The sequence below is a fragment of the Pseudoalteromonas sp. QJM3NY_12 genome, from assembly GCF_056173165.1.
On record NZ_CM149661.1, the window covers coordinates 510,325 to 534,686 of the forward strand.

26 protein-coding genes and 1 other RNA gene are annotated in these 24,362 nt (G+C 39.8%); 20 read left to right on the forward strand and 7 right to left on the reverse strand.

Annotated elements, in window-relative coordinates; genetic code table 11:
* The first annotated feature begins 17 nt into the window (after positions 1–17).
* Genes AC0VZ5_RS02415 through AC0VZ5_RS02430 form a run of 4 tightly spaced genes read left to right on the forward strand, consistent with a single transcriptional unit; the run spans position 18 to position 4,372 of the window.
* On the forward strand, positions 18–1,238 hold the full coding sequence (locus tag AC0VZ5_RS02415; protein WP_475474093.1) for an O-antigen ligase family protein: 1,221 nt from the start codon (positions 18–20) through the stop codon (positions 1,236–1,238).
* Positions 1,231–2,115, forward strand: a complete 885-nt coding sequence (locus AC0VZ5_RS02420; RefSeq protein ID WP_475474095.1) for a glycosyltransferase family 2 protein — start codon at positions 1,231–1,233, stop codon at positions 2,113–2,115. The genes AC0VZ5_RS02415 and AC0VZ5_RS02420 overlap by 8 nt, the downstream gene beginning before the upstream one ends.
* The gene (locus tag AC0VZ5_RS02425) at positions 2,112–3,209 is read left to right on the forward strand and encodes a glycosyltransferase family 4 protein (protein ID WP_475474097.1); all 1,098 of its coding nucleotides are present in this window, start codon (positions 2,112–2,114) and stop codon (positions 3,207–3,209) included. The genes AC0VZ5_RS02420 and AC0VZ5_RS02425 overlap by 4 nt, the downstream gene beginning before the upstream one ends.
* Positions 3,206–4,372 (forward strand): nucleotide sugar dehydrogenase, encoded by a 1,167-nt coding sequence (locus AC0VZ5_RS02430; protein ID WP_138609461.1) that lies wholly within the window; start codon positions 3,206–3,208, stop codon positions 4,370–4,372. Before AC0VZ5_RS02425 ends, AC0VZ5_RS02430 begins: the two co-directional genes overlap by 4 nt.
* Before the next feature lie 170 nt (positions 4,373–4,542).
* Here the strand turns inward: AC0VZ5_RS02430 and AC0VZ5_RS02435 are convergent, their stop codons facing one another.
* Together AC0VZ5_RS02435 and AC0VZ5_RS02440 are read right to left on the reverse strand one after the other, a co-directional pair.
* Positions 4,543–5,034: an REP-associated tyrosine transposase gene (locus tag AC0VZ5_RS02435; protein ID WP_475474099.1), complete on the reverse strand. Its 492-nt coding sequence runs from the start codon at positions 5,032–5,034 to the stop codon at positions 4,543–4,545.
* A 380-nt stretch (positions 5,035–5,414) separates the two neighbouring features.
* On the reverse strand, positions 5,415–6,338 hold the full coding sequence (locus AC0VZ5_RS02440; RefSeq protein ID WP_013464036.1) for a manganese-dependent inorganic pyrophosphatase: 924 nt from the start codon (positions 6,336–6,338) through the stop codon (positions 5,415–5,417).
* A gap of 117 nt (positions 6,339–6,455) precedes the next feature.
* On the opposite strand from AC0VZ5_RS02440, the gene AC0VZ5_RS02445 reads away from it, so the two are divergent.
* From AC0VZ5_RS02445 to AC0VZ5_RS02490, 10 genes are all read left to right on the forward strand, one after another.
* Positions 6,456–6,956: a hypothetical protein gene (locus tag AC0VZ5_RS02445; RefSeq protein ID WP_475474102.1), complete on the forward strand. Its 501-nt coding sequence runs from the start codon at positions 6,456–6,458 to the stop codon at positions 6,954–6,956.
* A 13-nt stretch (positions 6,957–6,969) separates the two neighbouring features.
* Entirely contained in the window at positions 6,970–7,779 is an 810-nt protein-coding gene (gene mutM / locus AC0VZ5_RS02450; protein ID WP_475474104.1) for a bifunctional DNA-formamidopyrimidine glycosylase/DNA-(apurinic or apyrimidinic site) lyase, read from the forward strand.
* 335 nt (positions 7,780–8,114) lie between these two features.
* Positions 8,115–8,543 carry a 50S ribosomal protein L13 gene (rplM, locus tag AC0VZ5_RS02455; RefSeq protein WP_008110876.1) on the forward strand — a complete coding sequence of 143 codons (429 nt, stop codon included), beginning with the start codon at positions 8,115–8,117 and terminating at the stop codon, positions 8,541–8,543.
* Positions 8,544–8,551: 8 nt separating this feature from the next.
* A complete protein-coding gene (gene rpsI / locus AC0VZ5_RS02460) occupies positions 8,552–8,944 on the forward strand; it encodes a 30S ribosomal protein S9 (RefSeq protein WP_024600778.1) in 393 nt (130 codons plus the stop codon).
* Positions 8,945–9,135: 191 nt separating this feature from the next.
* The gene (locus tag AC0VZ5_RS02465) at positions 9,136–9,483 is read left to right on the forward strand and encodes a four helix bundle protein (RefSeq protein ID WP_178954939.1); all 348 of its coding nucleotides are present in this window, start codon (positions 9,136–9,138) and stop codon (positions 9,481–9,483) included.
* A 768-nt stretch (positions 9,484–10,251) separates the two neighbouring features.
* Positions 10,252–10,842 (forward strand): ubiquinol-cytochrome c reductase iron-sulfur subunit, encoded by a 591-nt coding sequence (gene petA / locus AC0VZ5_RS02470; protein WP_010390661.1) that lies wholly within the window; start codon positions 10,252–10,254, stop codon positions 10,840–10,842.
* On the forward strand, positions 10,842–12,107 hold the full coding sequence (locus tag AC0VZ5_RS02475; protein WP_010390662.1) for a cytochrome b: 1,266 nt from the start codon (positions 10,842–10,844) through the stop codon (positions 12,105–12,107). The genes petA and AC0VZ5_RS02475 overlap by 1 nt, the downstream gene beginning before the upstream one ends.
* Positions 12,104–12,847: a cytochrome c1 gene (locus tag AC0VZ5_RS02480; RefSeq protein WP_475474107.1), complete on the forward strand. Its 744-nt coding sequence runs from the start codon at positions 12,104–12,106 to the stop codon at positions 12,845–12,847. The genes AC0VZ5_RS02475 and AC0VZ5_RS02480 overlap by 4 nt, the downstream gene beginning before the upstream one ends.
* Before the next feature lie 79 nt (positions 12,848–12,926).
* Positions 12,927–13,553, forward strand: coding sequence for a stringent starvation protein SspA (sspA, locus tag AC0VZ5_RS02485; RefSeq protein WP_008110861.1), 627 nt, complete (start codon positions 12,927–12,929; stop codon positions 13,551–13,553).
* Positions 13,553–13,990, forward strand: a complete 438-nt coding sequence (locus AC0VZ5_RS02490) for a ClpXP protease specificity-enhancing factor (RefSeq protein ID WP_008110860.1) — start codon at positions 13,553–13,555, stop codon at positions 13,988–13,990. Before sspA ends, AC0VZ5_RS02490 begins: the two co-directional genes overlap by 1 nt.
* A 513-nt stretch (positions 13,991–14,503) precedes the next feature.
* Here AC0VZ5_RS02490 and dolP read toward each other — a convergent pair.
* The 4 genes from dolP to AC0VZ5_RS02510 form a co-directional block, all read right to left on the reverse strand.
* On the reverse strand, positions 14,504–15,070 hold the full coding sequence (gene dolP / locus AC0VZ5_RS02495; protein ID WP_475474110.1) for a division/outer membrane stress-associated lipid-binding lipoprotein: 567 nt from the start codon (positions 15,068–15,070) through the stop codon (positions 14,504–14,506).
* Positions 15,063–15,656 carry an SIS domain-containing protein gene (locus AC0VZ5_RS02500; protein ID WP_008110721.1) on the reverse strand — a complete coding sequence of 198 codons (594 nt, stop codon included), beginning with the start codon at positions 15,654–15,656 and terminating at the stop codon, positions 15,063–15,065. The genes dolP and AC0VZ5_RS02500 overlap by 8 nt, the downstream gene beginning before the upstream one ends.
* Positions 15,657–15,797: 141 nt before the next feature.
* Positions 15,798–16,169, reverse strand: a complete 372-nt coding sequence (locus tag AC0VZ5_RS02505; protein WP_008110719.1) for a YraN family protein — start codon at positions 16,167–16,169, stop codon at positions 15,798–15,800.
* 9 nt (positions 16,170–16,178) lie between these two features.
* A complete protein-coding gene (locus AC0VZ5_RS02510; RefSeq protein ID WP_475474113.1) occupies positions 16,179–18,059 on the reverse strand; it encodes a penicillin-binding protein activator in 1,881 nt (626 codons plus the stop codon).
* Positions 18,060–18,119: 60 nt separating this feature from the next.
* Between AC0VZ5_RS02510 and rsmI the strand changes: the two genes are divergently transcribed.
* Positions 18,120–18,977 (forward strand): 16S rRNA (cytidine(1402)-2'-O)-methyltransferase, encoded by an 858-nt coding sequence (rsmI, locus tag AC0VZ5_RS02515; protein WP_138609654.1) that lies wholly within the window; start codon positions 18,120–18,122, stop codon positions 18,975–18,977.
* 43 nt (positions 18,978–19,020) lie between these two features.
* Positions 19,021–19,385: RNase P RNA component class A (rnpB, locus tag AC0VZ5_RS02520), an RNA gene on the forward strand.
* A 248-nt stretch (positions 19,386–19,633) separates the two neighbouring features.
* Here the strand turns inward: rnpB and AC0VZ5_RS02525 are convergent.
* Positions 19,634–20,737 (reverse strand): mechanosensitive ion channel family protein, encoded by a 1,104-nt coding sequence (locus tag AC0VZ5_RS02525; protein ID WP_475474115.1) that lies wholly within the window; start codon positions 20,735–20,737, stop codon positions 19,634–19,636.
* Positions 20,738–20,859: 122 nt separating this feature from the next.
* Here AC0VZ5_RS02525 and AC0VZ5_RS02530 point away from each other — a divergent pair, with 122 nt between their 5' ends.
* The 4 genes from AC0VZ5_RS02530 (at position 20,860) to AC0VZ5_RS02545 (ending at position 24,307) form a co-directional block, all read left to right on the forward strand.
* A complete protein-coding gene (locus tag AC0VZ5_RS02530; RefSeq protein ID WP_475474117.1) occupies positions 20,860–21,807 on the forward strand; it encodes a YihY/virulence factor BrkB family protein in 948 nt (315 codons plus the stop codon).
* Positions 21,808–22,185: 378 nt separating this feature from the next.
* Positions 22,186–22,473, forward strand: a complete 288-nt coding sequence (locus AC0VZ5_RS02535) for a hypothetical protein (protein ID WP_138608102.1) — start codon at positions 22,186–22,188, stop codon at positions 22,471–22,473.
* Complete coding sequence (locus AC0VZ5_RS02540; protein ID WP_475474119.1) at positions 22,470–24,077, forward strand: PepSY-associated TM helix domain-containing protein; 1,608 nt, start codon at positions 22,470–22,472, stop codon at positions 24,075–24,077. The genes AC0VZ5_RS02535 and AC0VZ5_RS02540 overlap by 4 nt, the downstream gene beginning before the upstream one ends.
* On the forward strand, positions 24,074–24,307 hold the full coding sequence (locus AC0VZ5_RS02545; protein ID WP_075170457.1) for a hypothetical protein: 234 nt from the start codon (positions 24,074–24,076) through the stop codon (positions 24,305–24,307). The genes AC0VZ5_RS02540 and AC0VZ5_RS02545 overlap by 4 nt, the downstream gene beginning before the upstream one ends.
* Positions 24,308–24,362 lie beyond the last annotated feature (55 nt).

A 24,362-nucleotide genomic window follows, 5' to 3' on the forward strand; every position in this document is an offset into this window, starting at 1 on the left:
ACAAGTTATGTGTTTTGATGATGAGCGCATATTTGTTAGCCGATATCGCTTCAGGGTTTATGGTTATACAACTTGGTATTGATTTAAAAATATCACTGTTGTACAAACTTCCTCTAACAATGCTAGTATTTTCACTTGTATTTATTTTAAACCCGAAATTTTTCTTATTACTATGTTGTCTCTTAGCTGCACTCTTATTTGGGCCTGTTTATCAGCTAACTACCAAGGCTGATGTCTCTTTTTTTATAGCTGACTTCTCCTATGTTTATAAAATATTGATGCCTATTTCTATCTTTATTTATTTTGGCCTGCTAGCTGCAAAGTGGAAGGCGTTTACGGTTGTTTGGCTTGAAAGAATTTTATTTTGTAATTTTGTTATTTTATGTTTTAACTTACTTTTAGGTGCTCTTGGCTTTGGACGAGCAAGCTATGAGCTAAGAGATGGAGAAACTGCTGGCTCAAATGGCTTTATATATGCAGCTAATGAGCTGGGTGCAACAATGATAGTATTGTTTTCATTCACACTACATTGGTGTTGGAACAATAAGCCTAGATGGTACCTCTTATTTTCTTTATTTACCGTTTTATGTGGCTTGCTTGTTGCTACAAAAACAGCCATGTTAGCAGCCATTATGCTGATATTTTTCATACCGCTAGTTAACGAGCGTGAGCGATTTTTTAGTTTTACTAAGCTTAAATTTTTTATATTTTTTCCAATGGTATGTGTGTCTGTAGTAATTGTTTTTTTAATAACAGACCTTCTTCAAGCCATCGGTTTATATGATAAATTTGTTTGGGTATTAAATGAAAAAGGCGTGTTAGGTATTGTTTGGTCAGGCCGTGATATTTTTGTACGAGATATGCTCATTATTTATATTGAACACTTAAACTTTTGGCAACAACTAATTGGTATAGGTAGTGGTGGGGTAGCCGAATATCTGCCAATAAAATACTCAGCTGAAGTTGATGCCATAGATGCACTTGTTTGGTTTGGTTTCTCGGGTCTAGTTACGTGTTTTGGCTTTTATATATTCACTTTCCTTAAAGCAGCAAAACAATTTACAGATAAAGATTCGCAATACAGTCCAAGTGTACTTGTTGGAAGCCTTATTTTATTATTTTTAGCGCAGTTAAGTGGGCATGTATGGATGTCTGGTACTCTAGGCATATCATTAGGGTGCTTTTTATCGCTACTATGGGTCGATAAAATAAGAATAAAGGGAGTTAAATTTGAATAAGGACAAACCTCTGGTTTCTGTGTGGATACCGACTTACAATCGATTACAGCTATTAAAAAGAGCGATTAAGTCTGTACAAAATCAAACCTACCCTAACATTGAAATTTTTATAGTTGATAACGGTTCAATAGATGGCACAGTTGAATATCTCTATGAGTTGCAGCAAACCTTTTCAAATATTCAGTATCACGCTTTTAATAGCAATGAAGGGGCCTGTAAAGCAAGAAACTATGCAATTGAAAATATGACAGGGCTTTATGCAACGGGTCTTGATGATGACGATGAGTTTCTTCCTAGTAGAATTGAAGATCTTGTGGAGGCATTTGATGATAAATTTGCATTCGTATGTAGTGGCTATATCTGGGATTATGGAAAGGTTAGAAAGCCACAATTAGATAGTAATTTAATCATCGATTTAAATAAGCAGCTCAACTTTAACCAAGCGTCCAATCAAATACTGACTTATCGTCAGCGTTTAATTGAAGCTGGAATGTTTGATGTTTCTGTTGTTTCTTCTCAGGATTGGGAGTTTTGGACTAGGATGATAGTTAAGTATGGTGCTGGCTATAGAATAGAAAAGCCTTCGTATATTGTTCATACATCCCATGATAAACCAAGAATTACTGACAATGTTGATCGACGCTTAATTGGCTTACAACAGTTTTATGAACGTTATGGGCATTTAATGTCTGATAATAATAAAAAATGCTTTGATTTTCTTGTACATTATAACAAAGGTTATAAAACTAGTTTTGGTATTGTCCTCAAACTTTTTAACTTTCCTATTGCTAACAAGCTATTTAGGGCGTGGTTAGCTTCATTATTTCCCTTTCTTGCAAAAAAGCGTTTAGAGTTACTAAAAAGAGAAAAAAAATGAGCAAAATTTGCTTTATAGCTAACTTGTTTCCATCAAAGCGAGATCCGTCTTTTGGCAGCTTTGTTGGTAAAAATTATGAGCAGTTTAAAACTCAAGGTTATGAAATAGTTAGCAAAGTCGTTATAGATCATCGTTTATCAGGTTTGAAAAAGTTAATAAGTTATATAAAGTTTATATCCAAAGGTATAGTTGCTTTAGGTAAACGTAACTATGACTTTATCTATTTTCATTACCTTACATACTCTACAATTTGTTTACTGCCATATTTATTATTTAATAAGCCCAAGTATGTAGTAAATGTGCATGGGGATGACCTCGTTGGAGACTCTCCAATGCATAAGTTGATGGGATTAGCTTCTCCCTTAGTTATTAAGCATAGTGCTGCTGTAGTTGTGCCATCAGAATACTTTAAAGAAAAGCTACTACATCTATATCCTTGGTATTGTGAGCATAAAGTTATTGTTTCTCCGTCTGGTGGTGTTGATTTTGATGTGTTTAAGCCTTCAAAAGGAGTAGACAAAAGCTTTTTTACTTTGGGGTATGTATCTAGGGTTGATGAAGGGAAAGGTTGGCAGGAGCTTTTAGATGCGCTAGTTTTAATTCGTCTTCATAGTCCTAATCTTTTGAATAAAATAAAATTGAATATGTATGGAACTGGTGCAGAAGTCGAGTTATTAGAAAATAAAATTTTAGAAGATAACTTAAGCTCAGTTGTTACTTACTTTGGTGCATTGGAGCCACATCAGCTTGCTGAAAAGTATAACGAAATGGATGTATTTGTGTTTCCTACCCATAGAGAAAGTTTTGGGTTAGTTGCCGTAGAGTCTCTTGCCTGTGGGACTCCAGTATTAGCTTCAAATATTAGTCCTGTTAATGAAGTTGTGATTAGCTATATTAACGGTTTACTTTTCGAGGAACAAAGTGCTAAGGCTATAGCCGATGCTATATTGGAGTTGATTGAAATGGATTCAGCACAATATAATCAGATGGTTTGTAATGCTCGAAGCTCTGTTGAAAAGTATAGTTCTAAGGAAGTGGCTAACCTTTTAGATGAAAGCCTCAAAAAGTTATTAGAAGTAAAGGAAGTTGTATGAAGATAGCTGTAGCTGGTACAGGGTATGTAGGCCTTTCAAATGCAATGTTGCTTGCGCAAAATAATGAGGTTATGGCGCTTGATATTGATGAGCATAAAGTTGAATTATTAAATAATCAGCAATCCCCGATCATTGATGAGCAAATTGAGCTTTTTCTAAAGCGTAAAGATCTAAATTTTACAGCAACCACAGATAAACTAGCTGCTTATGTTGATGCTGAGTATGTAATTATTTCTACTCCCACAGATTACGATCCACAAACCAATTACTTTAATACAAGCTCAGTTGAAGCTGTAATTGCAGACGTATTAGCTATAAACCCTGATGCGACAATGATTATTAAATCAACGGTGCCGGTTGGGTTTACTCAGTCTATTAAAGATAAGTTTAATTGTAATAATATTATCTTTTCGCCTGAGTTTTTACGTGAAGGTAAGGCGCTTTACGATAACCTGTATCCGTCACGTATTGTAGTGGGTGAGCAAAGCGAGCGAGCAGCAACTTTTGCAGGTTTACTTAAGCAAGGCGCTATAAAGCAAGACGTTGAGGTGTTATTTACCGACTCAACAGAAGCTGAAGCAATAAAGCTTTTCTCTAACACGTACTTAGCGATGCGAGTGGCTTACTTTAATGAACTTGATAGTTATGCTGAGGCACATGGGTTAAGTAGTAAGCAAATTATTCAAGGGGTTGGTTTAGACCCACGCATAGGTAACCATTACAATAACCCTTCATTTGGTTATGGTGGCTACTGCCTACCTAAAGATACCAAACAGTTATTAGCAAATTACAAAGATGTTCCTAACAACATTATAGGCGCCATTGTTGATGCGAATCGAACACGAAAAGATTTCATCGCGGAATCAATTATTAATCGTAAACCTAAGGTTGTCGGTGTTTATCGGTTAGTTATGAAGTCGGGTTCGGATAACTTTAGAGCCTCTGCCATTCAAGGTATTATGAAGCGCATTAAAGCAAAAGGAATTGAAGTTGTTGTTTTTGAACCCGTACTTGAAGCTGATGAGTTTTATCATTCTCGGGTAATCAAAGATTTAAATGAATTTAAGCAGCTTTCAGATGTTATTTTATCAAACCGTATGGTTGATGAACTGGCTGATATTGCTGATAAAGTTTATACGCGTGATTTATTTGGTAGTGATTAAAATATCGTTTAAGGCTTAAGTATACGGGCTGCGAGCGACGGGTTACGAGGTACGGGCGACGATTTAAGCACCTAAACCCTAATACCTCGAACCAAAACTCTGCGCGAGGTAAACTCCCGCCTACAAATTTTCAATTGCATTTACAAACTTAGGCCTACGGGTATTATATTTTATTTCAAATAAATACAATCCCAAAATGGGTAATCACCAACGTTATTAACGATATTAGCTCTAAGTGGGTTTGCTACTATATAGCGCGCGTAGTTAATTAGGTCTTTTTCATCTCGGATCATATGATCGTAATAATCACTTTGCCAAAGCTTATTAATTTTATGCTGATCTCGGGCAAGCTTAGTGCAGCGGCCTTTAAATAGTCTAATTAAAGCGCTTAAATGTAAGCTTACTTTTAATTGAAAAAGCCAATGTATATGGTCTGGCATTAAGACAAAAGCAACACTTTCACAAGCATCTTCTAATTCAAGTTTCTTAATTTCAAAAATTATTTTTCTATTGAGACCAAGGTCGTTTAATAATTTTTGTCTGTTATTAATGACTAGAGTTACGCAGTAATAGTGATTGGGAATTGAAATACGACCTTTCCTTAGGTTTTGTGATTTTTCATTTTTATATCTTGTGGTTTTATAGGTAAATATAGCAGGCAATTAATAGTTTTGAATTTGAGCGGGTTACCATAGCGAAAGTGCGCGAGGTAAACTCCCGCCTACGGGTAGGGTTAATATAGAGTTTTATTGTAGGCAGGGCTTTATGCTGCGCAGGTTGTTTGAAAAGTTGTGATATTGCGCGGGGTAAGCTCCCGCCTTCGGGTAGGATTAATATAGAGTTTTATTGTAGGCAGGGCTTTATGCCGCGCAGGCTGTTTGAAATGTTGTGAAAATGCGCGGGGTGAACCCGCTGCTACAGGCATAAAAAAACCTTGCGATGTTAACCGCAAGGTTTTTAAATTTCTCGAACCTCGAACCTCGAACCTCGAACCTCGAACCTCGAACCTCGAACCTCGAACCTCGAACCTCGAACCTCGAACTTAGCTCTTAAAAGCGTCTTGTAGTGGTGGCACTACTTGCTTTTTACGGCTTAATACGCCGTCTAGCCATACTTTACCGTCTTCTGGTTTTTCACCATAAGCTTGCTCAACTAGGCTAGCATCGTCTGATGCAATTAGCATTTGTGAGCCTTCTTTCATAATGTCGGTCAGAAGTAAAAATACTGAATGACGACCGCCTTCTTCTTTAAGCTTCGCGATGTCGGCTTCAAGGTCGGCTTTAATCTCGTCAAATACCGCAAGGTCAATAACTTCTAACTGACCAATACCAACGAGGTTACCGTTCATGTTAAAGTCTTTAAAGTCACGCATTACTAAGTCACGTACTGGCGTATCTTCAACGGCTGATTTAACGCGGAACATGTCCATGCCTAGTTCTTTGAAGTCTTCAATGCCTGCAATTTCTGCAAGCGCTTCAACACATTTAATATCGGCTGTGGTACAGGTTGGTGACTTAAAAATAACCGTGTCACTTAAAATAGCGCAAAGCATAATGCCAGCAATATCTTTAGGGATCTCAACGTTGTAGAAGTCATACATCATTTTAATAATGGTGTTAGAACAACCAACAGGGCGGATCCAACACTCAAGTGGTGTTGATGAGGTTAAATCACCTAGCTTGTGATGATCTACCACGCCCACTACGCGAGCCTGATCAATATCATCAGGCGCTTGGGTTTTTTCTGTGTGGTCTACAATATAAACGTCTTCGCCAGCGTAGCTAAGTTTTAGCTCAGGTGCTTCAAAACCGAATTTATCTAAAATAAACTGTGTTTCTGGTGACACTTCACCTAGGCGAGTTGGGATTGCTGGTTCATCAATTTGGTTTTTTAAATAAGCCAGTGCAATTGCACCACATATTGAATCTGAATCTGGGATTTTATGGCCCACTACATACATTGACATGACTAAACTCCTTAAAATTTGCCGATATTCTAGCAAAGTCTTTGGGTTTTAACATATAGACAGTGTAATTAAGTTTTGGTTACACTTTAAATCGATATTATTAATTGGAAGACCCACATGCAACTCGGCCGAAAAGGTTGGAACAATGTTATTATTTTTTCGATGTTGATTATGATCTTCTTTTTAAATGGACTGCATAAAAACATAGGGAATGATGAAGCACAGGCGCAATTGCAGCCACTACTTCCTGTGCAAAGTTTTGTATTAACACTTAAATTTATCGACCAAAAAATTGAGCGTATTGGCACTAGTTGGCGTACTACTGCTTTGCAAAAAAATGTACCGCTTAGTTGGCAAGGCTCAGAGCAACAACTTAGTGAGCTAGTTTATTTATGGCAAAATACCGCACTGGTGACCACCACTACACCTGATGCGCTTGATATGAATAAGCCACTATCGGTAGCTACGCTTGAACTCGCCGGTGAGCCCTTACCTTGGGTGTACTTATTATTTGAGGCGAATGGTCAGTATTATTTATTCGATAAAACCAGTCAGCGGCTATTGTTGCTAGATTTAACCACTGCAAAACAATTATTTCCAAGTTTTACCTTTTCATAAGTGAGTTTTATAAATGCCTGAATTACCAGAAGTAGAAGTTAGCCGTATGGGCATTACCCCCCATGTGCTAAACCAAGTTGTGACTAAGGTAAATATTCATAATGCCAGTATGCGCTGGCCTGTGCCAGATGAGGTGTATCAACTTGAGGGGTTAATGGTTAGCGGTATTGAACGCCGTGCAAAATATTTATTATTAGAGTGCGAGTTAGGCTCGGCTATATTGCATTTAGGTATGTCGGGGAACTTGCGGGTTGTGAGCGCCAATGAGCCACTTAAAAAGCATGACCATGTTGAGTTTATTTTAGCGAATAATAAGGCGCTGCGTTTAAACGATCCACGTCGCTTTGGTTGCTGTTTATGGCAAGCCCCCAATGAAGAGCATAAGTTGCTTGCTAAATTAGGCCCCGAGCCACTCACCGATGACTTTTTTGCTAAACGTGTTTATGAGCAATCTCGCAATAAAAAAGTGCCTGTTAAACAGTTTATTATGAATAACGCCGTGGTGGTGGGGGTTGGTAATATTTACGCTAACGAATCATTATTTAAAGCAGGTATCGATCCGCGAAAAGAAGCCGGTAAAGTAAGCCTTAAACGCTACCAAGCATTAATCCCAATTATAAAAGACACCCTAGCCGCAGCAATTACTCAAGGCGGCACAACGTTGAAAGACTTTGCCCAAAGTGACGGTAAGCCAGGCTACTTTGCGCAACAGCTATTAGTGTATGGCCGAAAAGGCCAGCCTTGTGTAAATTGCGACACAGCACTAACAGAAATTCGTCTAGGCCAACGCAGCACCGTTTTTTGTGAGGTGTGTCAGAAATAATAAAGGTATTAGGTGTTAGATTTTAGATAGAGGTTAAAGTTCACGGGCGACGGGCTATGGATTACGAACCCCGAATCTCGAAGCTCGTACCTCGCCCCCTGTAGCCCGACACTCGAGCCTAAAACTTTTTGCGGAAAAAACAACCGGCCGGTAGCAATGTAGTTTAAGTGCTGGTATACTCCCGCGTCTGCCACGTTGCGTTCTATGTCCTCATATAGTTTAGCCACTTGTGAGCGGCGAAAAAGTCTAAAACTCGAAGGGGTTGTAGCATACTTAGAGCGGTAGTTAATAATAACTACCTGTGGTTTTAATTGAAAAACATTGGATTTTTATAAATGAAAACGTTTGTTGCTAAACCAGAAACAGTAAAACGTGACTGGTACGTAGTTGACGCTGAAGATAAAACTTTAGGTCGCATCGCTACTGAAATCGCTCATCGCCTACGCGGTAAGCACAAAGCTGAGTACACACCACACGTAGATACTGGTGATTACATCATCGTTATCAACGCTGAGAAAGTTACTGTTACTGGTAACAAATTCAAAGATAAAGTGTACTACGCTCACTCTGGTTTCCCAGGTGGTCTTAAGTCTACTACTTTTGATAAACTTCAAGCTGCAAAGCCTGAAATGATCATCGAAAAAGCTGTTAAAGGCATGTTGCCACGTGGTCCTTTAGGCCGCGCTATGTTCCGCAAACTTAAAGTTTACGCGGGTACTGAGCATAACCATGCTGCACAACAGCCTCAGGTTCTAGACATTTAAGGAGCACTATCATGGCAAATCAATACTACGGTACAGGTCGTCGTAAAAGTTCAAGTGCTCGCGTATTCTTACGCCCAGGCACTGGTAACATCGTAATCAACAAGCGCTCTTTAGAAGAGTACTTTGGTCGCGAAACAGCACGCATGGTTGTTCGTCAAGCTCTTGAGCTTGTAGACATGACTGAAAAATTTGACCTTCACATCACCGTTGCCGGTGGTGGTACTACTGGTCAAGCTGGTGCTATCCGTCACGGTATCACTCGTGCACTTATGGAGTTTGACGAGTCACTACGTCCACAACTTCGTAAAGCAGGTTTTGTTACTCGTGATGCACGTAAAGTTGAACGTAAGAAAGTGGGTCTTAAGAAAGCGCGTAAGCGTCCACAGTTCTCAAAACGTTAATTTTTACGTTATCAAGAATTCAAAAACCCAGCTTATGCTGGGTTTTTTGTTTTGTAGCTATAAGGTTTTGGTTCAAGACTCAAGGAGCAAGGTTCAAGACTCAAGGTTCAAGCTATAAGTTTGATCTAAGCTTTGTGTCTTTCTTATTTTACAGTTATAAGTTAAGCATGTTTTAGCTGACTGGTTATGTTATGAGGTTTGAAGATTTAAGGGTATGGCAACGTTCAGCCGATTTAGCTTGCGAGATTTATTTACATTTTAAGCAGAGCAAAGAGTTTGGTTTAAAAGATCAAATAACACGATCTGCACTTTCAATTTCTTCAAATATAGCAGAGGGTTATGAACGAATAACTCCTAAAGATTATATTCGATTTTTATCATACTCTAAGGGGAGTTGTGGAGAATTACGCTCTCAAATTTACATTGCACTAAAAATAGGTGAAGTTGACACGACAGAGGCTAGTGAATGGATTGAGGAGACTCGTGAACTTTCCCGTATGATTTCAGCATTGATGAAATCAATCGATGCTTGGGATTAAGAGGTTCAAAATTAAATATTCATTCAAAAATATATGAGTATGTTTGACCTTTAACCTTTAACCTTTGACCTTTAACCTTTGACCTTTGACCTTTGACCTTTGACCTTTGACCTTTGACCTTTGACCTTTGACCTTTGACCTTTGACCTTTGACCTTTGACCTTTGACCTTTGACCTTTGACCTTTGACCTTTGACCTTTGACCTTTGACCTTTGACCTTTGACCTTTAACCTTTAACCTTTAACCTTTAACCTTTAACCTTTAACCTTTAACCTTTAACCTTTAACCTTCAATCCTCCCTTTACGACTAATGTCGACATTAGCTTGATCAAAATAGGCAAAGCATGCGTATTTATTGAACGAAAGCTTAAAAATGACCGACTAACGCAAAAAAAGTTAAATAATTATCGCAATTAGTTTAAATCCATCAGTTAATTGGTGAATTTTTTTGCTACAATTGGCGGGCAAATAAAGTGAATGAGTTTAATGTCGCCAAATTCAGTTGTTACTGTACTTAGTTGGTGAGATTGTACTTGTTTACAAATTGTTTTTACGGAAGCGATACTATAGTCATTTGGTTTCATACTCGAGCTTACTTAATCAACTATTTGAGCAAGTCAGGTTTATTCGGGCAGGAGGCTGTGAATAACCTTGTTTTAAACAAGGGTTTTAATTATGATCGTTTCTCTTTTAAAATTCGAAAAATTAACCTGCTGTAACTGATGTTCTCAATATAGCAAGTGTTGAGAATCATAGTGGAGATAAGTGGATGAGCAATGCGCCTGTAGACAATGGCCGACGTCGCTTTTTAACCATAGCTACCTCTGTTGTTGGTGGTGTTGGTGCGGCTGGGGCTGCTGTTCCTTTTATTGCGTCTTGGAATCCAAGTGAGCGAGCTAAATCTGCGGGTGCGCCTGTAGAAGTAGATATCAGCAAACTTGAGCCAGGACAATTAATACGTGTCGAGTGGCGTGGTAAACCTGTATGGGTTGTATCACGTACCCCAAAAATGCTTGAGCAGATGAAAGAACATGAAGGTCAACTTCGTGATCCGCAATCGCAAGAGCCACAACAATTAGAATCATCAACCAATGATTTCCGTTCATTACGCCCAGAGATTTTTGTCGCTGTAGGTATTTGTACGCATTTGGGTTGTTCACCTAGCTTTTTACAAGGTGGCTTTGGTGAGAAAGTGGAAGGGACTGATGACGGTTTTTACTGTCCATGTCACGGTTCTAAGTTTGATATGGCTGGCCGTGTATTCCAATCGGTACCTGCACCATTAAATTTAGAAATTCCACCATATACTTTTCTTGATGAGACCACTATTTTAGTGGGCGAAGAACAAGGGGTGGCCTAATGTTTGGTAAAATTGTTGAGTGGATAGACGACCGTATCCCAATGACACGTGTTTGGAACATGCACATTGCACAGTATCCAGCACCGAAAAACTTTAACTTCTGGTACTTCTTCGGCTCTCTAGCTATGTTAGTACTAGTAAACCAAATACTTACAGGTATTTGGTTAACGATGAACTATGTACCATCTGCTGAAGGTGCATTTGCATCGGTAGAATACATCATGCGTGATGTAGAGTACGGTTGGTTATTACGTTATTTGCATTCAACGGGTGCATCTGCGTTTTTCATCGTTGTTTACATGCACATGTTCCGTGGCATGATCTACGGTTCTTATCAAAAACCACGTGAATTACTGTGGTTATTCGGTATGTTCATTTTCTTAGCCCTAATGGCTGAAGCATTCATGGGTTACTTATTACCATGGGGCCAAATGTCGTTCTGGGGTGCACAGGTAATCATTTCATTATTCGGGGCAATCCCGGTTATTGGTGATGACTTAACACTGTGGATCCGTGGTGACTATGTAATTTCAGGTGCAACGCTTAACCGCTTCTTTGCATTACACGTAATTGCACTGCCATTGGTTATTGTTATCTTAGTATTTTTACACATTGTTGCACTACACGAAGTGGGTTCTAATAACCCTGACGGTATTGATAACAAACGTAAAAAAGGAACTGTGGCTGAAGAAGACAAGCCTAAATTTAAGTTCCATGAATACTACACAGATAAGAAAGACATTATTGATGCGATTCCGTTCCACCCTTATTACACAGTAAAAGATATTGTGGGCGTGGTTGGTTTCTTAATCTTGTTCTGCTGGGTTGTGTTCTTTATGCCTGCTATGGGTGGCTTCTTCTTAGAAGCGCCAAACTTTGAAGCAGCTAACCCACTTAAAACACCAGAGCATATTTTCCCTGTTTGGTACTTCACGCCATTCTATGCAATCTTACGTGCAATCCCTGACAAACTAATGGGTGTTGCTGCAATGGGTGCATCAATTGTCGTGCTAGCATTATTACCTTGGATTGACCGTGGTTCGGTTCGTTCAGTTCGTTACCGTTGTGGTTTCCACAAATGGAACATTGCAGGTTTTGTTGTTACTTTCGTTCTTTTAGGTTGGGTTGGTGCTACACCACAAACTGATTTTAAAACGATTGTTTCGCAAGTCTGTACTGTGACTTACTTTATGTTCTTCGTACTGTTATTTGTTTACAGTAAGAATGAAAAAACTAAGCCATTGCCTGAGAGGTTAACGAAATGATGAAAAAGCTACTAATAGGTTTATTTGCTTTATCAGTAAACGTGTTACCTGCAATGGCTGCAGGCCCGTCAGTTCCTCTAATGGAAGCGGGTAACGATATATCTGATCAACCTTCTTTGCAACGTGGCGCAAAGTTGTTCATGAACTACTGTCTTGGTTGTCACCAAATGCAGTATCAACGTTATGAACGTACTTTCCGTGACATTGGTATTCCAACAGAGATTGGTCAAGAGCAACTTATTTTTGATGGTTCAAAAGTGGGTGGCCATATCCTTAATGCTATGGCAAAAGAAGATGCTGCAAAATGGTTTGGTGCGGCTCCGCCGGATCTAACTAATGTTGCGCGTGTGCGTGGCAGTGATTGGATTTACACCTATCTAAAATCGTTTTACAAAGATGAATCTCGTCCGTTTGGCGTAAATAATACGTTATTCCCATCGGTGGGTATGCCACATGTTCTTCAAGAGTTGCAAGGTGTTCCTACTGCAATTACTGAAGAAGTAACAGTAAATGGTAAAACAACCACTCATATTACTGGCACAGAAACAGATGGTACGGGCGAATTAAGTGTAGATGAATATGACCAAGCAGTTCGTGATTTAACGAATTTCCTAGAGTATGTAGGTGAACCTACACGTCTCGAGTCGGAAGCGCTGGGTATTAAGGTAATCGGGTTTTTAATTATCCTGTTTATCTTGGCATTTATGCTGAAGAAAGAATACTGGAGAGATGTTCATTAAGTTTGAACATATTTAAAGGTAATTTTGCAATAGGGGCTTAAGCCCCTATTGCTGTTTTAGTTATTTAATGGAGGTAGGCATGGCCGTAGCTGCCAATAAGCGCCCTGTAATGACCCTTTTTTCTGGTGCTAACTGTATGTATAGCCACCAAGTACGCATTGTACTTGCTGAAAAAGGTGTAAGTGTAGATATTCATATGGCTGAAAAGGATAACCTGCCAGAAGCACTTCACGAAATTAACCCTTACGGCACAGTGCCAACACTGATTGACCGTGAGCTTGGTTTATATCAGGCAAACATCATCATGGAATACCTTGATGAACGTTTTCCTCATCCTCCACTAATGCCAGTATATCCGGTCATGCGTGGTCGTAGTCGATTAATGATGCACCGTATTGATACTGATTGGTACAGCCTAGCTGAAAAAATCATCAACAACACTTCTGATGCCGCGCAAGCTCGTAAAGAGCTTACCGAAGCATTGCTTGCAATAGCACCCATCTTTAGTGAAGCGCCTTACTTTATGAGTGAAGAGTTTAGCTTAGTTGATTGTTACTTAGCACCACTATTATGGCGTTTACCAGAGTTTGGTATTGAGCTAAATGGTGCAGGCTCTAAAGAACTTAAAGAGTATATGATCCGTTTATTTGAACGTGAATCATTCCAAGCCTCTTTAACTGAAGCAGAGCGTGAGATCCGTTTATAATGACTTCTAATCGTCCTTATTTACTACGCGCTTTTTTTGATTGGATTGTTGATAACGAATGCACGCCACATTTAGTGGTTAATGCTGACTTTCCTGCAGTGCAAGTGCCAACACAGTTTGTTCAAGATGGCCAAATTGTATTGAACATAAGCCCTTCGGCGGTTACGCAGTTTTCGTTAGATAATACTCAGCTTAGCTTTAACGCGCGCTTTGGCGGCCAGCCAATGCAAGTGTACGTGCCTTTAGGGGCTGTACTTGCAATATATGCACGTGAAAATGGCGAAGGCACAGTCTTTACTGCAGATGAGTTTTTAGAGGACGAAGACGATTTTGCTCCAGAGCTTGAAAGTGTCGATTCATCACCAGAGATAGTTGATGAAACGCCAGCTCCCAAGCCTGAAAAGAAAAAAGGCTCACATTTACGTGTTATAAAATAACTAGTAAATGTTAGAAAAAAAACCGCTTAATAAGCGGTTTTTTTATGTCTGTATGAAAATATTAGGTTAAAGGTTAGAAAGGCTCACGAGCGACGAGCTGCGAGCAACGGGCCTAGAGACTCGAATTAATTAGTTGGGCTAATGGTTGTTGTTTTCTCATTTACTCCTCATTCACTTCTCTTTGTGCAAAAAGATTTTAAAGAGATTTTATTCACCACAGAGGGGGCAGAGCACACAGAGGAAATGATTAAAGGCATGTTTTATTTGTCCTGTCTTCTCTGTGTAGCGCGAAGCGTCTCTGTGTACTCTGTGGTTCAAAATGGTTTTGTAGGCGGGGCTTTATGCCGCGCATTTTACTAAACCCTGCGCGAGGTAAACTCCCGCCTACAGGTATAAAAAAACCTTGCGATGTTAACCGCAAGGTTTTTAAATTTCTCGAACCTCGAACCTCGAACCTCGAACCTCGAACCTCGAACCTCGAACCTCGAACCTCGAACCTCGAACCTCGGACTTTTACAAATACTCAAATACTTTAACTACTCGCTCTACGCCAGAGATGTTGCGAGCTATATTAACGGCTTGGTTTGCTTCAGCGTCAGAGACTAGCCCCATTAAGTATACTTCGGCATTTTCAGTCACTACTTTTATATTATTACTGCTGATGTTTTCAGCCGCTAGAAGTTGCGCTTTTACTTTTGAGGTTAACCATGAGTCGTGAGTTTGCGTGGTGATTCCAATATTAGAGCCAATGCGAAGCTGGTTATGAATTTTGCGAATACCAGACAGGTTCTCAATAGTTTTAACCGCTTGGTTTTTCATTTCTTGATTAGGTACTTGCCCAACCATCAAAACAACACCGTTAACGCTAATAACGCTGATATGAGCAAACTTATTAAGGCGTTCATCTTCGCTAATAGCAATGCTGGCTTTTATTTCAATGTTGTTGTCGTCTATTTGCGAGCCAATGGTTCGCCTATCGTTAGCGGCAGTAACAGCACTGGCTGTACCGGCGACCACAGCAGCGGCACAACCTTGTAATAACACAACAGTGCCTAAAATAATTAGGGAGCGTTTAAACATAATTTTCGTCCTGCGGGAAAAGGGTTAAATCCACCAACTCACTTAAACAGTGAAGGTTCACTAAATGCGATTCAATAATGCGACTCGGGCGTTTAGATGGCGTACGAATTTCTACATCGTTATGGCCAAGTAAGCCAACGAGTTCGCCGCCATCATCGCCTACCATTACTATGACCTTCATATCTTTGGTAAGTGCCGCTTCTACTGCAGAAATTATGTGTTTTTCATTACCATTAATGGCAAGTACCAATAATAAGTCACCTTGCTGAGCAAAGGCACGAACTTGGCGTGCAAATGTATCGTGGTCATCTATTTGATTGCCTTGGCCCAAGTTAATATTTTCTTGTGAGAGAGCGATTGCAGGTAAGCAGGGACGTTCTGTTTCGTAAAAATTAACCAGTACGCCTGCCATGTGTTGTGCCAGCATATGGCAGTTTGCAGTACCGCAACAGATCAATTTATTCCCATTGATCAGGCTTTGTGCAATGGTAAATGCCGCTGATTCTAACGCGCTTGGCAATACTTCGCCTGCAGCTATTTGAACTTGAATACTTTCTTTAAAAATTTCTTTAATTGTATCTTGCATGGGTTACCAACAATTTATCTCTAATTCTGTGTGAGCTCACACCGGCTTTATTAAAAGGTGATTATTTTAGGCGTAAGCTAATGTTTAACTGTATGCTCAGCATGAAGCTGTTGTAATCGTCTTATTTTTATACATCAGATATTAAAATACGTTTTTCAGCCAGTTAATATGTAATGACGGTTCGCCTGTTATAGCTACGTAATCAATACGTAATGGCTGGTTTTTTAAGTTTTTAGCACCAAGGTAATGATAAATAGTGCGCTTTAACTTAGCTTGCTTTTGCGGGCTTAGCGCATAATTAGCGCCGCCTTTTATGTTATTTTTACGAAACTTAACTTCAACAAACACTAAGGTGTCACCGTCTTTCATAATGACATCAAGTTCGCCGTAGGGGCAGTAGTAATTCCGCTCAATCGCTTTTAAACCTTGCGCTTCTAAATACTTTTGCGCTTGGCGCTCATAATACTGGCCTTTTTCACGACTATTTTGCCACAGCTGTTTAAACCACGACATGCTAACCCCTTAGTTAATAATGGTTATGCCATCGTTTGCCGACTGCATAAATAGCGGCACAGGGCGTTGTGTTTTTAATTCCACAGGTTTTATACGGCGATTGCTGTACTGCGCCCATTGCAGTGATCGTTCAATATCACCGGCACTATTAATGGATAATTTACCGCTTAAGCCTGAAAAGTATTTATCGGGTGTAATGCTCAGCTGTCTAATATCATTCAGCATGGCGACGGCATCGTAGGCCATGGCAAATAAACGCTGGCTAATATCAGCCTGTTCAGGCCATAAATCATTATATTGCTTACGTAGATTATGCTGCGTAATTTGTGAGTCTAACATCCAAGGAAGTTCGGTAAAGTAAAGCCCATCTAAATCGCCTTTGTCAGTGGTATCTATTTGCTTACTATGACTTTTAGAGCTGGCGTAAATAGGGATCCTGTCGGCAAAGGTGCTTACGTTAACATCTAGGTAAGGCTTAATTAATCGGGTCTCTATGGCGTCACCTAATATATAAATTGCATCAATATCGCCACGTGAACGGGTTTCACTTTCTACTTCTTTATTAAAGAGTGTTTTAACCGATTTAATACGCTCTTTTGATTTATCAACTTCTAGCAAGCTGGTAATGGTATTGGGCATATCTTTATTGTCGTTGTAAAAGCCAACTTGTGTGGTTGTTTCACTATAGCGTTGCCATTGCAGGTTAAAGTAGTCAATTAAGCGCTGACCATTGGTATTATTTGGCGCTAGCAACATAGGTTTTTGATAACCTTGCGCTAAAAAATGCTCTAGAGTTTGTTGTACTTCATGCTCAGGATTAAGCGCAAAAAAGTAGTGTTGCAGAGAGGTTCTTTCACCATCAAAAGTATTTAAATGTAATGTGGGTATATCGAGTAATGTGTTGGTATTAGCGAGCTTATCTATATTGGCTTTTAATAGCGGACCAATAACAAAGTCTGGTTGTAATTGCGAAATCTGTGCGCTCAACGCTTCGGTTTCGGTATTTTCATCAATAAACAGCGTTTCGCTAATCTCTTTTTTATCAAGTGCAGCCAGTATGCCGGCTTTTAATGCATCCCCTAAGCGCTTGTTAGCACCTGACTGAGGTAATAGCACAACTAAGCGTTCAATATTTAGTGGTGCTAATTCATTGGCGTAGGTATCTTGTTTTGGTAGAACATTGGTACCAGGGTGCCCAAGGTAACGGCGGCGCCAATTATTAATCGCTTGGTCTAAATCAACAGAGCTGTTGGCATAAACCTGATGATACAAAGCTAAATTAACCCAGCCTTGTTGAATAACCGAGCCACGGTTAAATCGCTCTAATGCATACGAAGAAAGCTGCTTTAAATTATGCCAAAGTGCGTCATTAAGTTTAGGGATAGAAATATTATTTTTTGCTACCGATTCAGAGGCAGCAAAAAAGTAAGAAGCTGCACGTTTTGGTAAGTCTTGCGACGCAAAAATGCTGGCAGTTAAAAATTGGTGCCAAGCAAAATGTTCAGGTTGCTTAAGTTGCCCCTCAAGCGTGTTTAGTACCTCAAGTGCTTGCTGATTTTTATTTTGCTCTTTTTGCGCAAAGGCAATGTATAAACGATTTTGAATTTGATCAACACTGGCGGTAAGTGCAAGTTCAGTACATATTTTTTCGAGTAGTGGCCAGTTTTCTTCTGTAATTGCGCTATCACGAGCACTATAAAGTAGCTGAATTTTATCAGCGCCATAGCGGTTTTGCGCTAATTGGTAAATAGATTGCGCATTTAGTGCTTCATTTTTCAGCGTATTGGCACTGTTACTTAAGTTATCGCTGGTTTTAGTTGGTTTTTCGGTTGTGCTACACGCCGATAACCCTGACAATATAATTAATAGACTAACTAGTTTAAGTCGCACAATGATTTCCCATACGTTAACGCGATTTGCTTATATTACTGACTGACGCAGGAGACCTCAATGTTAAATGAGGAGAATTCACAGAAAATTGGCACTCTTTACGTTGTTGCCACCCCAATCGGCAATTATGACGACTTAAGTCAGCGTGCAATCGCGACATTATCGCAGGTTGACTTAATCGCGGCTGAAGACACTCGCCATACTGGTAAGCTACTTAGCCACTTTGGTATTAAGGCTAAAACCTTTGCGTTACATGACCATAATGAAAAGCAAAAAGCGCAGCAAATTATCGACCAACTTAATCAAGGATTAAATATTGCACTGGTCTCTGATGCAGGCACGCCGCTTATAAGCGACCCTGGCTATGCGGTGGTTAACTTATGTCGTGAGCAGGGCGCAAGTGTAACACCCGTGCCTGGTGCATGTGCTGCTATTACGGCGGTATGTTGTTCTGGGTTACCCACTGACCGTTTTCAATTTATTGGTTTTACACCTGCTAAAAGTAAAGCGCGCCAAGACTTTTTTATAGATGCGGTTAACTCAAGTATTACCAGTATTATGTATGAAAGCACCCACCGTATTATGGCAAGCCTTGACGATTTAGAAGCAGCGCTAGGTAGTGAGCAGCAGGTGGTATTTGCCAAAGAGCTAACTAAAACCTTTGAAACCTTTTTTAATGGCACCGTAGCTGAGTTAAAGCAGTTTTTAACTGACGATCCAACTAAACAACGCGGCGAAATAGTACTCATGCTGCCAGGGAAAGCTAAGATAGTTGACGATGTTCCACCAGAAGCTCGTAAAATGTTAGCGTTACTCGAAAACGAAATGCCAATGAAAAAAGCGTGTGGTGTAGTAGCTGATTACTTCGGCATGAAGAAAAACGCGTTGTATAAAACAATTATTGAAGAAAAACAGTAAATGTTTACTGCGTAGTGTTGTGCTCTCATGTATACTGCGCGCCGAGTTAGCCAAGATAATCGCTGCCTGTGACGAAAATGATCAGGGGGAGGAAAGTCCGGGCTCCATAGGGCAGAGTGCCAGTTAACGGCTGGGGGGCGTGAGCCCACGACAAGTGCAGCAGAGAGAAGACCGCCAATCTTCGGATTGGTAAGGGTGAAAGGGTGCGGTAAGAGCGCACCGGGCCGCTAGTAATAGTCGGTTGCAAGGTAAACTCCACTCGGAGCAAGACCAAATAGGGTTCCTTATGGCGTGGCCCACGTTGGAACCGGGTAGGTTGCTTGAGCCATAGAGCGATTTATGGCCTAGACGAATGATTATCACTTTCTTCGGAAAGGACAGAACCCGGCTTATATGGCTAACTCACTCATTCAATAAAAAAGCCCGCAGTTAACGCTGCGGGCTTTTTTGTGTTTGGAATAAGCTGTCAGGTTGCGGGCGGCGAGCTTCGGGTTGCGGGCTTAAAACCTAAACTCGACGCGAGACTAACTATCGCCTTCAGGCAAAAAAACTTGTAATGTTAACCGCAAGGCTTTTAAATTTCTCGAACCTCGAACCTCGAACCTCGAACCTCGAACCTCGAACCTCGAACCTCGAACCTCGAACCTCGAACCTATCTATATAATATTTTTACCCTGCTCCGGATCGCGCGATTCATCGGCTTGCTCGCGAATATCATCCGTATCACTGCTTACATCATCAATACTGTGTTCATGCTCTGTGGTTTTATGTTTTTGAGTATGTGGTTTCTCTTTAGTTTTTTCTGTTATCTTTGTTTTAGCTTCGTTTGCTATGGGATAAATATCTTCAGCTTGGCTATTGAGTAATACACGCTCTCTGGCATCGTCAGGCATACTTATATTATGTTGCGTAAAACTGTTAATTAACTCTCGCATTAGCTGTGAGGCTACTTTAACAATGCTGTATTGTTCGCCGTTGACCCAGAAGTAAACAGTAAAATTGATAGTGGCGGAGCCTAAGTTATCAACCAATACTTGGGGAGGTGGATCGCTAAGCACGGAGTTTTGATTTTTTATAACGCTAATAGCAAGACTTTGTGCGCCGCGAATGTCATTATCGTAGCCAATACCGATTGTGAAATGACCGCGCATCTTTGGATTAGCGGTTAAGTTTTTAATGGTATTTTTATACACAGTCGCATTGGGTATTTGAATATGATTGCCATCGTAGTCAACTAAAGTGGTTGCTCTTGCAGTTACTTTTTTAACAATGCCTATTCTACCATCGACTTCTATTACATCATCAATTTTAAATGGACGTTGTACACTCAAAAGTAAACTGGCAATAAAGTTCTCAGCAATATCCCGAAAGGCAAACCCTAAAATAAGCCCTATTAACCCGGTGCCACTCATAATAGCGACCGCGAATTCAGTCAAGCCAGCCAAACGTAAGAAAAGGTAAAACCCAAGTAAAATAATTAAGGTACTAATACCACGCCTAGCAACTAGGTGTACTAATTTACTGTTGGTCATGTAAGTAACGGGCTTTATTAACAAGCGTGATAATGGGGTGGCGATTAAATAACTAATCACCAAAATAATAATACCTAAAAGCAAAGTGGGCAGTAATTGCACGAATGAGTGTAGTAATTGCACGCTTTGCTCTTTTAAAAAGCCCCATGAAACCGAGTTTGGCTGAACGGTATCGATTACGGGAATAGATGCGTTATTAGCGAGTGTTGCAATTAAAGCGCTTAGCATAGGAGCCATCCATGTTAGGTTGGATTAATTAGGGTCTGTGTAAAACAATAGCAGCAAGTTTAATACCAAGGGGTATTTGTTTGGCAAACATCTTGCAATTAATTGGGAAAAGGGAGTTAGCTATGAGTGACTTTAAGCGTGGCCAAAGAGCCAAGCAGCCTAACCATATCCCTCTACGTGGCTGGTGGGATATTGCAAAGCGAATTATAAAACAAATGAGCCGTGATAATTTATCCTTGGTGGCAGCAGGCGTGGCCTTTTATGCACTTCTTGCTATTTTTCCTGCCATTGCGGCGTTGGTGTCTGTGTATGCTTATTTTGCTTCACCGAACGATATTAGTGCGTATTTAAGTCAATTTATGGCTTTATTGCCGCAAAGTACCCAAGAGATTATTTTGTCTCAGGTTTCAAGCCTTGCGAAAAAGTCTCAAACCAGTTTAAGTCTTAGCGCGCTAGGCACTTTACTGCTCACTATTTGGAGTAGCTCTAAGGGCAGCCAAGCTTTGATCACCGCGTGTAATATTAGTTATCACGAATACGAAAAGCGTTCATTTTTTAAGGCGCAACTTGTACGTTTACTATTTTCAGTGGGCGCGATTGTGGTGGCGGTTATAGCATTGGTAATTATCGGTATATTACCGTTAGCACTTAACCTGTTAGGAATAAAAGAGAGTATTGATTTTTTAATCATGCTTATCTCATGGCCATTACTGGCACTAACCTTTAACTTTGCATTATTAATTTTATATCGTTACGCGCCTCACAGAAAAGCAGCTAAGTGGCGCTGGGTTACCGTAGGCTCATTCACTGCCACAGTATTATGGATTGTGGCATCTTTTGGCTTTTCATTTTATGTATCTCACTTTGCCAGCTACAACGAAACATATGGCTCTTTAGGCGGGGTGGTTATTATGCTTATGTGGCTATTTATTAGCGCTTATATCATTATTTTAGGAGCTACAATTAATGCAGCGTTAGAGCAGCAAACAGCGCAAGACAGCACAGTAGGCCCAGATAAAAAAAGAGGGCAGCGAGGTGCTTATGTTGCAGACCACCTCGATACTAAATAATCTGAACTCTGGATAATAAATCTATCTCAAGCAGCTATTTTCAGCACAACTACGTTGAACCTACAGACCTTAGCTATTAACGCGTAAGCTCGCCTTGTTTTCATTTAAAATCTCTGGCTATACCCGATTACCATCTTTTATATATTTAACTAAGCGTCAATTGCCGTTAGCTGAGCCATGCTTGGCATTTGTGCATGGATTATTTGCTATTTATATTTGTTTAGTTAATTAAATAAATATTATAATGCAAATGGTTATCATTTTTAGTTTTATTGCTGTGCTTAATTATGTGGTAGCAGTATAACGTTTCAGGTTTGGACGAAGTGTAATTTAGTTTCTCTATGGTGGGACTAAGCTGCATTGATAAGGCAAATAATAATGAATAAAAAACACACTTTTACAGCAACTAAGCGACGCCATATCCTGGCTTGTTTACTTGCGTTAATTACGGCTGTGGTGATGATCCCTGGCATGACTACCTACTTACCTTTCGCTATGGAAGAGCAAATATTAATACCGATAATGCTTTTTCCTTTTATTTGGACTGCGTTATTTATATACGCTTACATGGCGAAAAGCGCATGGCAGCCTTTTATTGTTATGTTAGTTATTTTGTTAAGCCATGCAGGGCTTAGTTTTATGGCTTTACAAGGAGGACAGGGATGAGATCTATTTCACTAAAAAAGCTATTTTTACTGCATAGTTGGGTTGGTATTGTTACAGGTATTTTGCTCTTTATTGTTTGCTTTACCGGTGCGTTAGCTGTACTTAGCCGCCCAGAACTAAAAATTTGGGCCAACCCAGAGTTACATCAATTGGATACAGTGCCAAGTGAAAAGGTGATGACGTTAATTAACCATTATCACCAACAAGTACCAAAAGAGTTTGGTAAAAATATCCACGTGTATTTACCAACGGGGCATAATACGCATTTATTGACAATTTTATTTGAATCTCACGATGGCGATGAAAATTATGACGAAGAGGCTGCTTATGCTTACCAATTTGACCCTCGTAATTTTAATTTGATAAACCAATATTATGGTGCTGCAGATTATTTTTATGAGCACCGTAAAACTGATGCGCCATCGTTTATTGGGCATTTTCATGCTGACCTACACTTAGGCAGACCAATAGGGCTTATTCTTACTGGCTTTTTAGGTTTAACTTTATTGGTATCTGTTGTGACGGGCTTATTTATTCACCGCCAAATAATAAAAGAGCTATTTACATTTAGACGTAAAAAAGGTCTTGATGTGGTAGTGAACGATGCACACAAAGTGATGGGTATTTGGGGAAGCGTTTTTCATGCCATCATCGGCTTTACAGGAGCTTTTTTAGGTCTTGCAACCGTTATACTACTTCCCGCCGCCGCTTTTGTGAGTTTTGGTGGAGATCAAGATAAGTTGGTGGAAAAATTTACCGCGATGCCTGAAACCATTGTTTCTAATAATTACCAAGCAACAGCAATAGATACTATTTTGCTTGATGCCCAAACACGTTACCCAAAAGCGAAAGTTATTGATTTAACTGTTATGGCGCATAATGATGCGAATGCTCAAGTTTACTTACGTCTTATTGGCGGCGATGCAGTTGCATCACAATTACTGCAATACAGCGGAGATGGTAAGTTTAGTAAATCAATGAGTAGCTTTGGTGACATTCCTGGCCCTGCTATTAAAGTACTTGAATTATTATTCCCGCTTCATTTTGGTAATTTTGCGGGCGTTTTTGTAAAGTTAGTTTGGGCACTCCTTGGTTTAACTACTGCATTATTACCACTTTCTGGAATTATGATGTGGTTAACCAAGCGCACAAGGGGTAGTAATCCGACTCTTTCTGAAGTGGCTTATCAACGATGGAATAGGGTTATTATCGGTAGCTGTGGAGGCTTAGTATTGGCTACTGCCATATTATTCCCTTTGCAAGTATTACTTAATAACTTCATCCCAGTACAATTGCACAATGGCTACTTCGGACCTTTATTTTTTCTTTCGTGGCTAGTTTGGTGTTTATTTGCAGTGTTACCGATTAATTATTATCGTTATTTGCAAGTCACACTGCTTATAACTGGTGGTGCATGCATGTCTGTGTTGCCTTTAAACATGTTACTGTCGTCAAGCCATGCTTTTAGTTCAAATAACACGCTAGTTACTGTTGTTGATATTAGTTTTTTATTTATTGGTGGCTTAATAATCTATGTAAGTCAGCGGCTCATGGCTAAGCGACAAATACTAATAAAGCCAACAACACAAGAGGTGACTATATGACAGTTATTTATCTAATACTTGGATGTGGATTGTTAGTTGTAAGTAGCTTATTACTAAGACTGATGCGCCCAGCAAGCACTTGGCTAAGTCTCGTTGTGTTTATTGGTGCACTTATCTGTTTTATAGCTGAGTATGGAAGTATTGCAGGTTCTTTTGTTAGTATTGCTTCGGCTTTATTGATAAATTTAATGGTTGCTTTTGTATTCGGTAAATCTATTTCAGTGCGCTAAATTATAGCATTAACATTCTGAAATAAGGGGCAGTTTTGTACCCGCGCTATAATTG

What these genes read in the sequence shown, in the direction of transcription:
- AC0VZ5_RS02415 (WP_475474093.1), top strand. Translation starts at nt 18, where the DNA reads ATGATGAGCGCATATTTGTTAGCCGATATCGCTTCAGGGTTTATGGTT.
- AC0VZ5_RS02425 (WP_475474097.1), top strand. Translation starts at nt 2,112, where the DNA reads ATGAGCAAAATTTGCTTTATAGCTAACTTGTTTCCATCAAAGCGAGAT.
- AC0VZ5_RS02430 (WP_138609461.1), top strand. Translation starts at nt 3,206, where the DNA reads ATGAAGATAGCTGTAGCTGGTACAGGGTATGTAGGCCTTTCAAATGCA.
- AC0VZ5_RS02440 (WP_013464036.1), bottom strand. Translation starts at nt 6,338, where the DNA reads ATGTCAATGTATGTAGTGGGCCATAAAATCCCAGATTCAGATTCAATA.
- AC0VZ5_RS02445 (WP_475474102.1), top strand. Translation starts at nt 6,456, where the DNA reads ATGCAACTCGGCCGAAAAGGTTGGAACAATGTTATTATTTTTTCGATG.
- mutM (WP_475474104.1), top strand. Translation starts at nt 6,970, where the DNA reads ATGCCTGAATTACCAGAAGTAGAAGTTAGCCGTATGGGCATTACCCCC.
- rplM (WP_008110876.1), top strand. Translation starts at nt 8,115, where the DNA reads ATGAAAACGTTTGTTGCTAAACCAGAAACAGTAAAACGTGACTGGTAC.
- AC0VZ5_RS02465 (WP_178954939.1), top strand. Translation starts at nt 9,136, where the DNA reads ATGAGGTTTGAAGATTTAAGGGTATGGCAACGTTCAGCCGATTTAGCT.
- petA (WP_010390661.1), top strand. Translation starts at nt 10,252, where the DNA reads ATGAGCAATGCGCCTGTAGACAATGGCCGACGTCGCTTTTTAACCATA.
- AC0VZ5_RS02475 (WP_010390662.1), top strand. Translation starts at nt 10,842, where the DNA reads ATGTTTGGTAAAATTGTTGAGTGGATAGACGACCGTATCCCAATGACA.
- AC0VZ5_RS02480 (WP_475474107.1), top strand. Translation starts at nt 12,104, where the DNA reads ATGATGAAAAAGCTACTAATAGGTTTATTTGCTTTATCAGTAAACGTG.
- sspA (WP_008110861.1), top strand. Translation starts at nt 12,927, where the DNA reads ATGGCCGTAGCTGCCAATAAGCGCCCTGTAATGACCCTTTTTTCTGGT.
- AC0VZ5_RS02490 (WP_008110860.1), top strand. Translation starts at nt 13,553, where the DNA reads ATGACTTCTAATCGTCCTTATTTACTACGCGCTTTTTTTGATTGGATT.
- dolP (WP_475474110.1), bottom strand. Translation starts at nt 15,070, where the DNA reads ATGTTTAAACGCTCCCTAATTATTTTAGGCACTGTTGTGTTATTACAA.
- AC0VZ5_RS02500 (WP_008110721.1), bottom strand. Translation starts at nt 15,656, where the DNA reads ATGCAAGATACAATTAAAGAAATTTTTAAAGAAAGTATTCAAGTTCAA.
- AC0VZ5_RS02505 (WP_008110719.1), bottom strand. Translation starts at nt 16,169, where the DNA reads ATGTCGTGGTTTAAACAGCTGTGGCAAAATAGTCGTGAAAAAGGCCAG.
- rsmI (WP_138609654.1), top strand. Translation starts at nt 18,120, where the DNA reads ATGTTAAATGAGGAGAATTCACAGAAAATTGGCACTCTTTACGTTGTT.
- AC0VZ5_RS02525 (WP_475474115.1), bottom strand. Translation starts at nt 20,737, where the DNA reads ATGCTAAGCGCTTTAATTGCAACACTCGCTAATAACGCATCTATTCCC.
- AC0VZ5_RS02530 (WP_475474117.1), top strand. Translation starts at nt 20,860, where the DNA reads ATGAGTGACTTTAAGCGTGGCCAAAGAGCCAAGCAGCCTAACCATATC.
- AC0VZ5_RS02535 (WP_138608102.1), top strand. Translation starts at nt 22,186, where the DNA reads ATGAATAAAAAACACACTTTTACAGCAACTAAGCGACGCCATATCCTG.
- AC0VZ5_RS02540 (WP_475474119.1), top strand. Translation starts at nt 22,470, where the DNA reads ATGAGATCTATTTCACTAAAAAAGCTATTTTTACTGCATAGTTGGGTT.
- AC0VZ5_RS02545 (WP_075170457.1), top strand. Translation starts at nt 24,074, where the DNA reads ATGACAGTTATTTATCTAATACTTGGATGTGGATTGTTAGTTGTAAGT.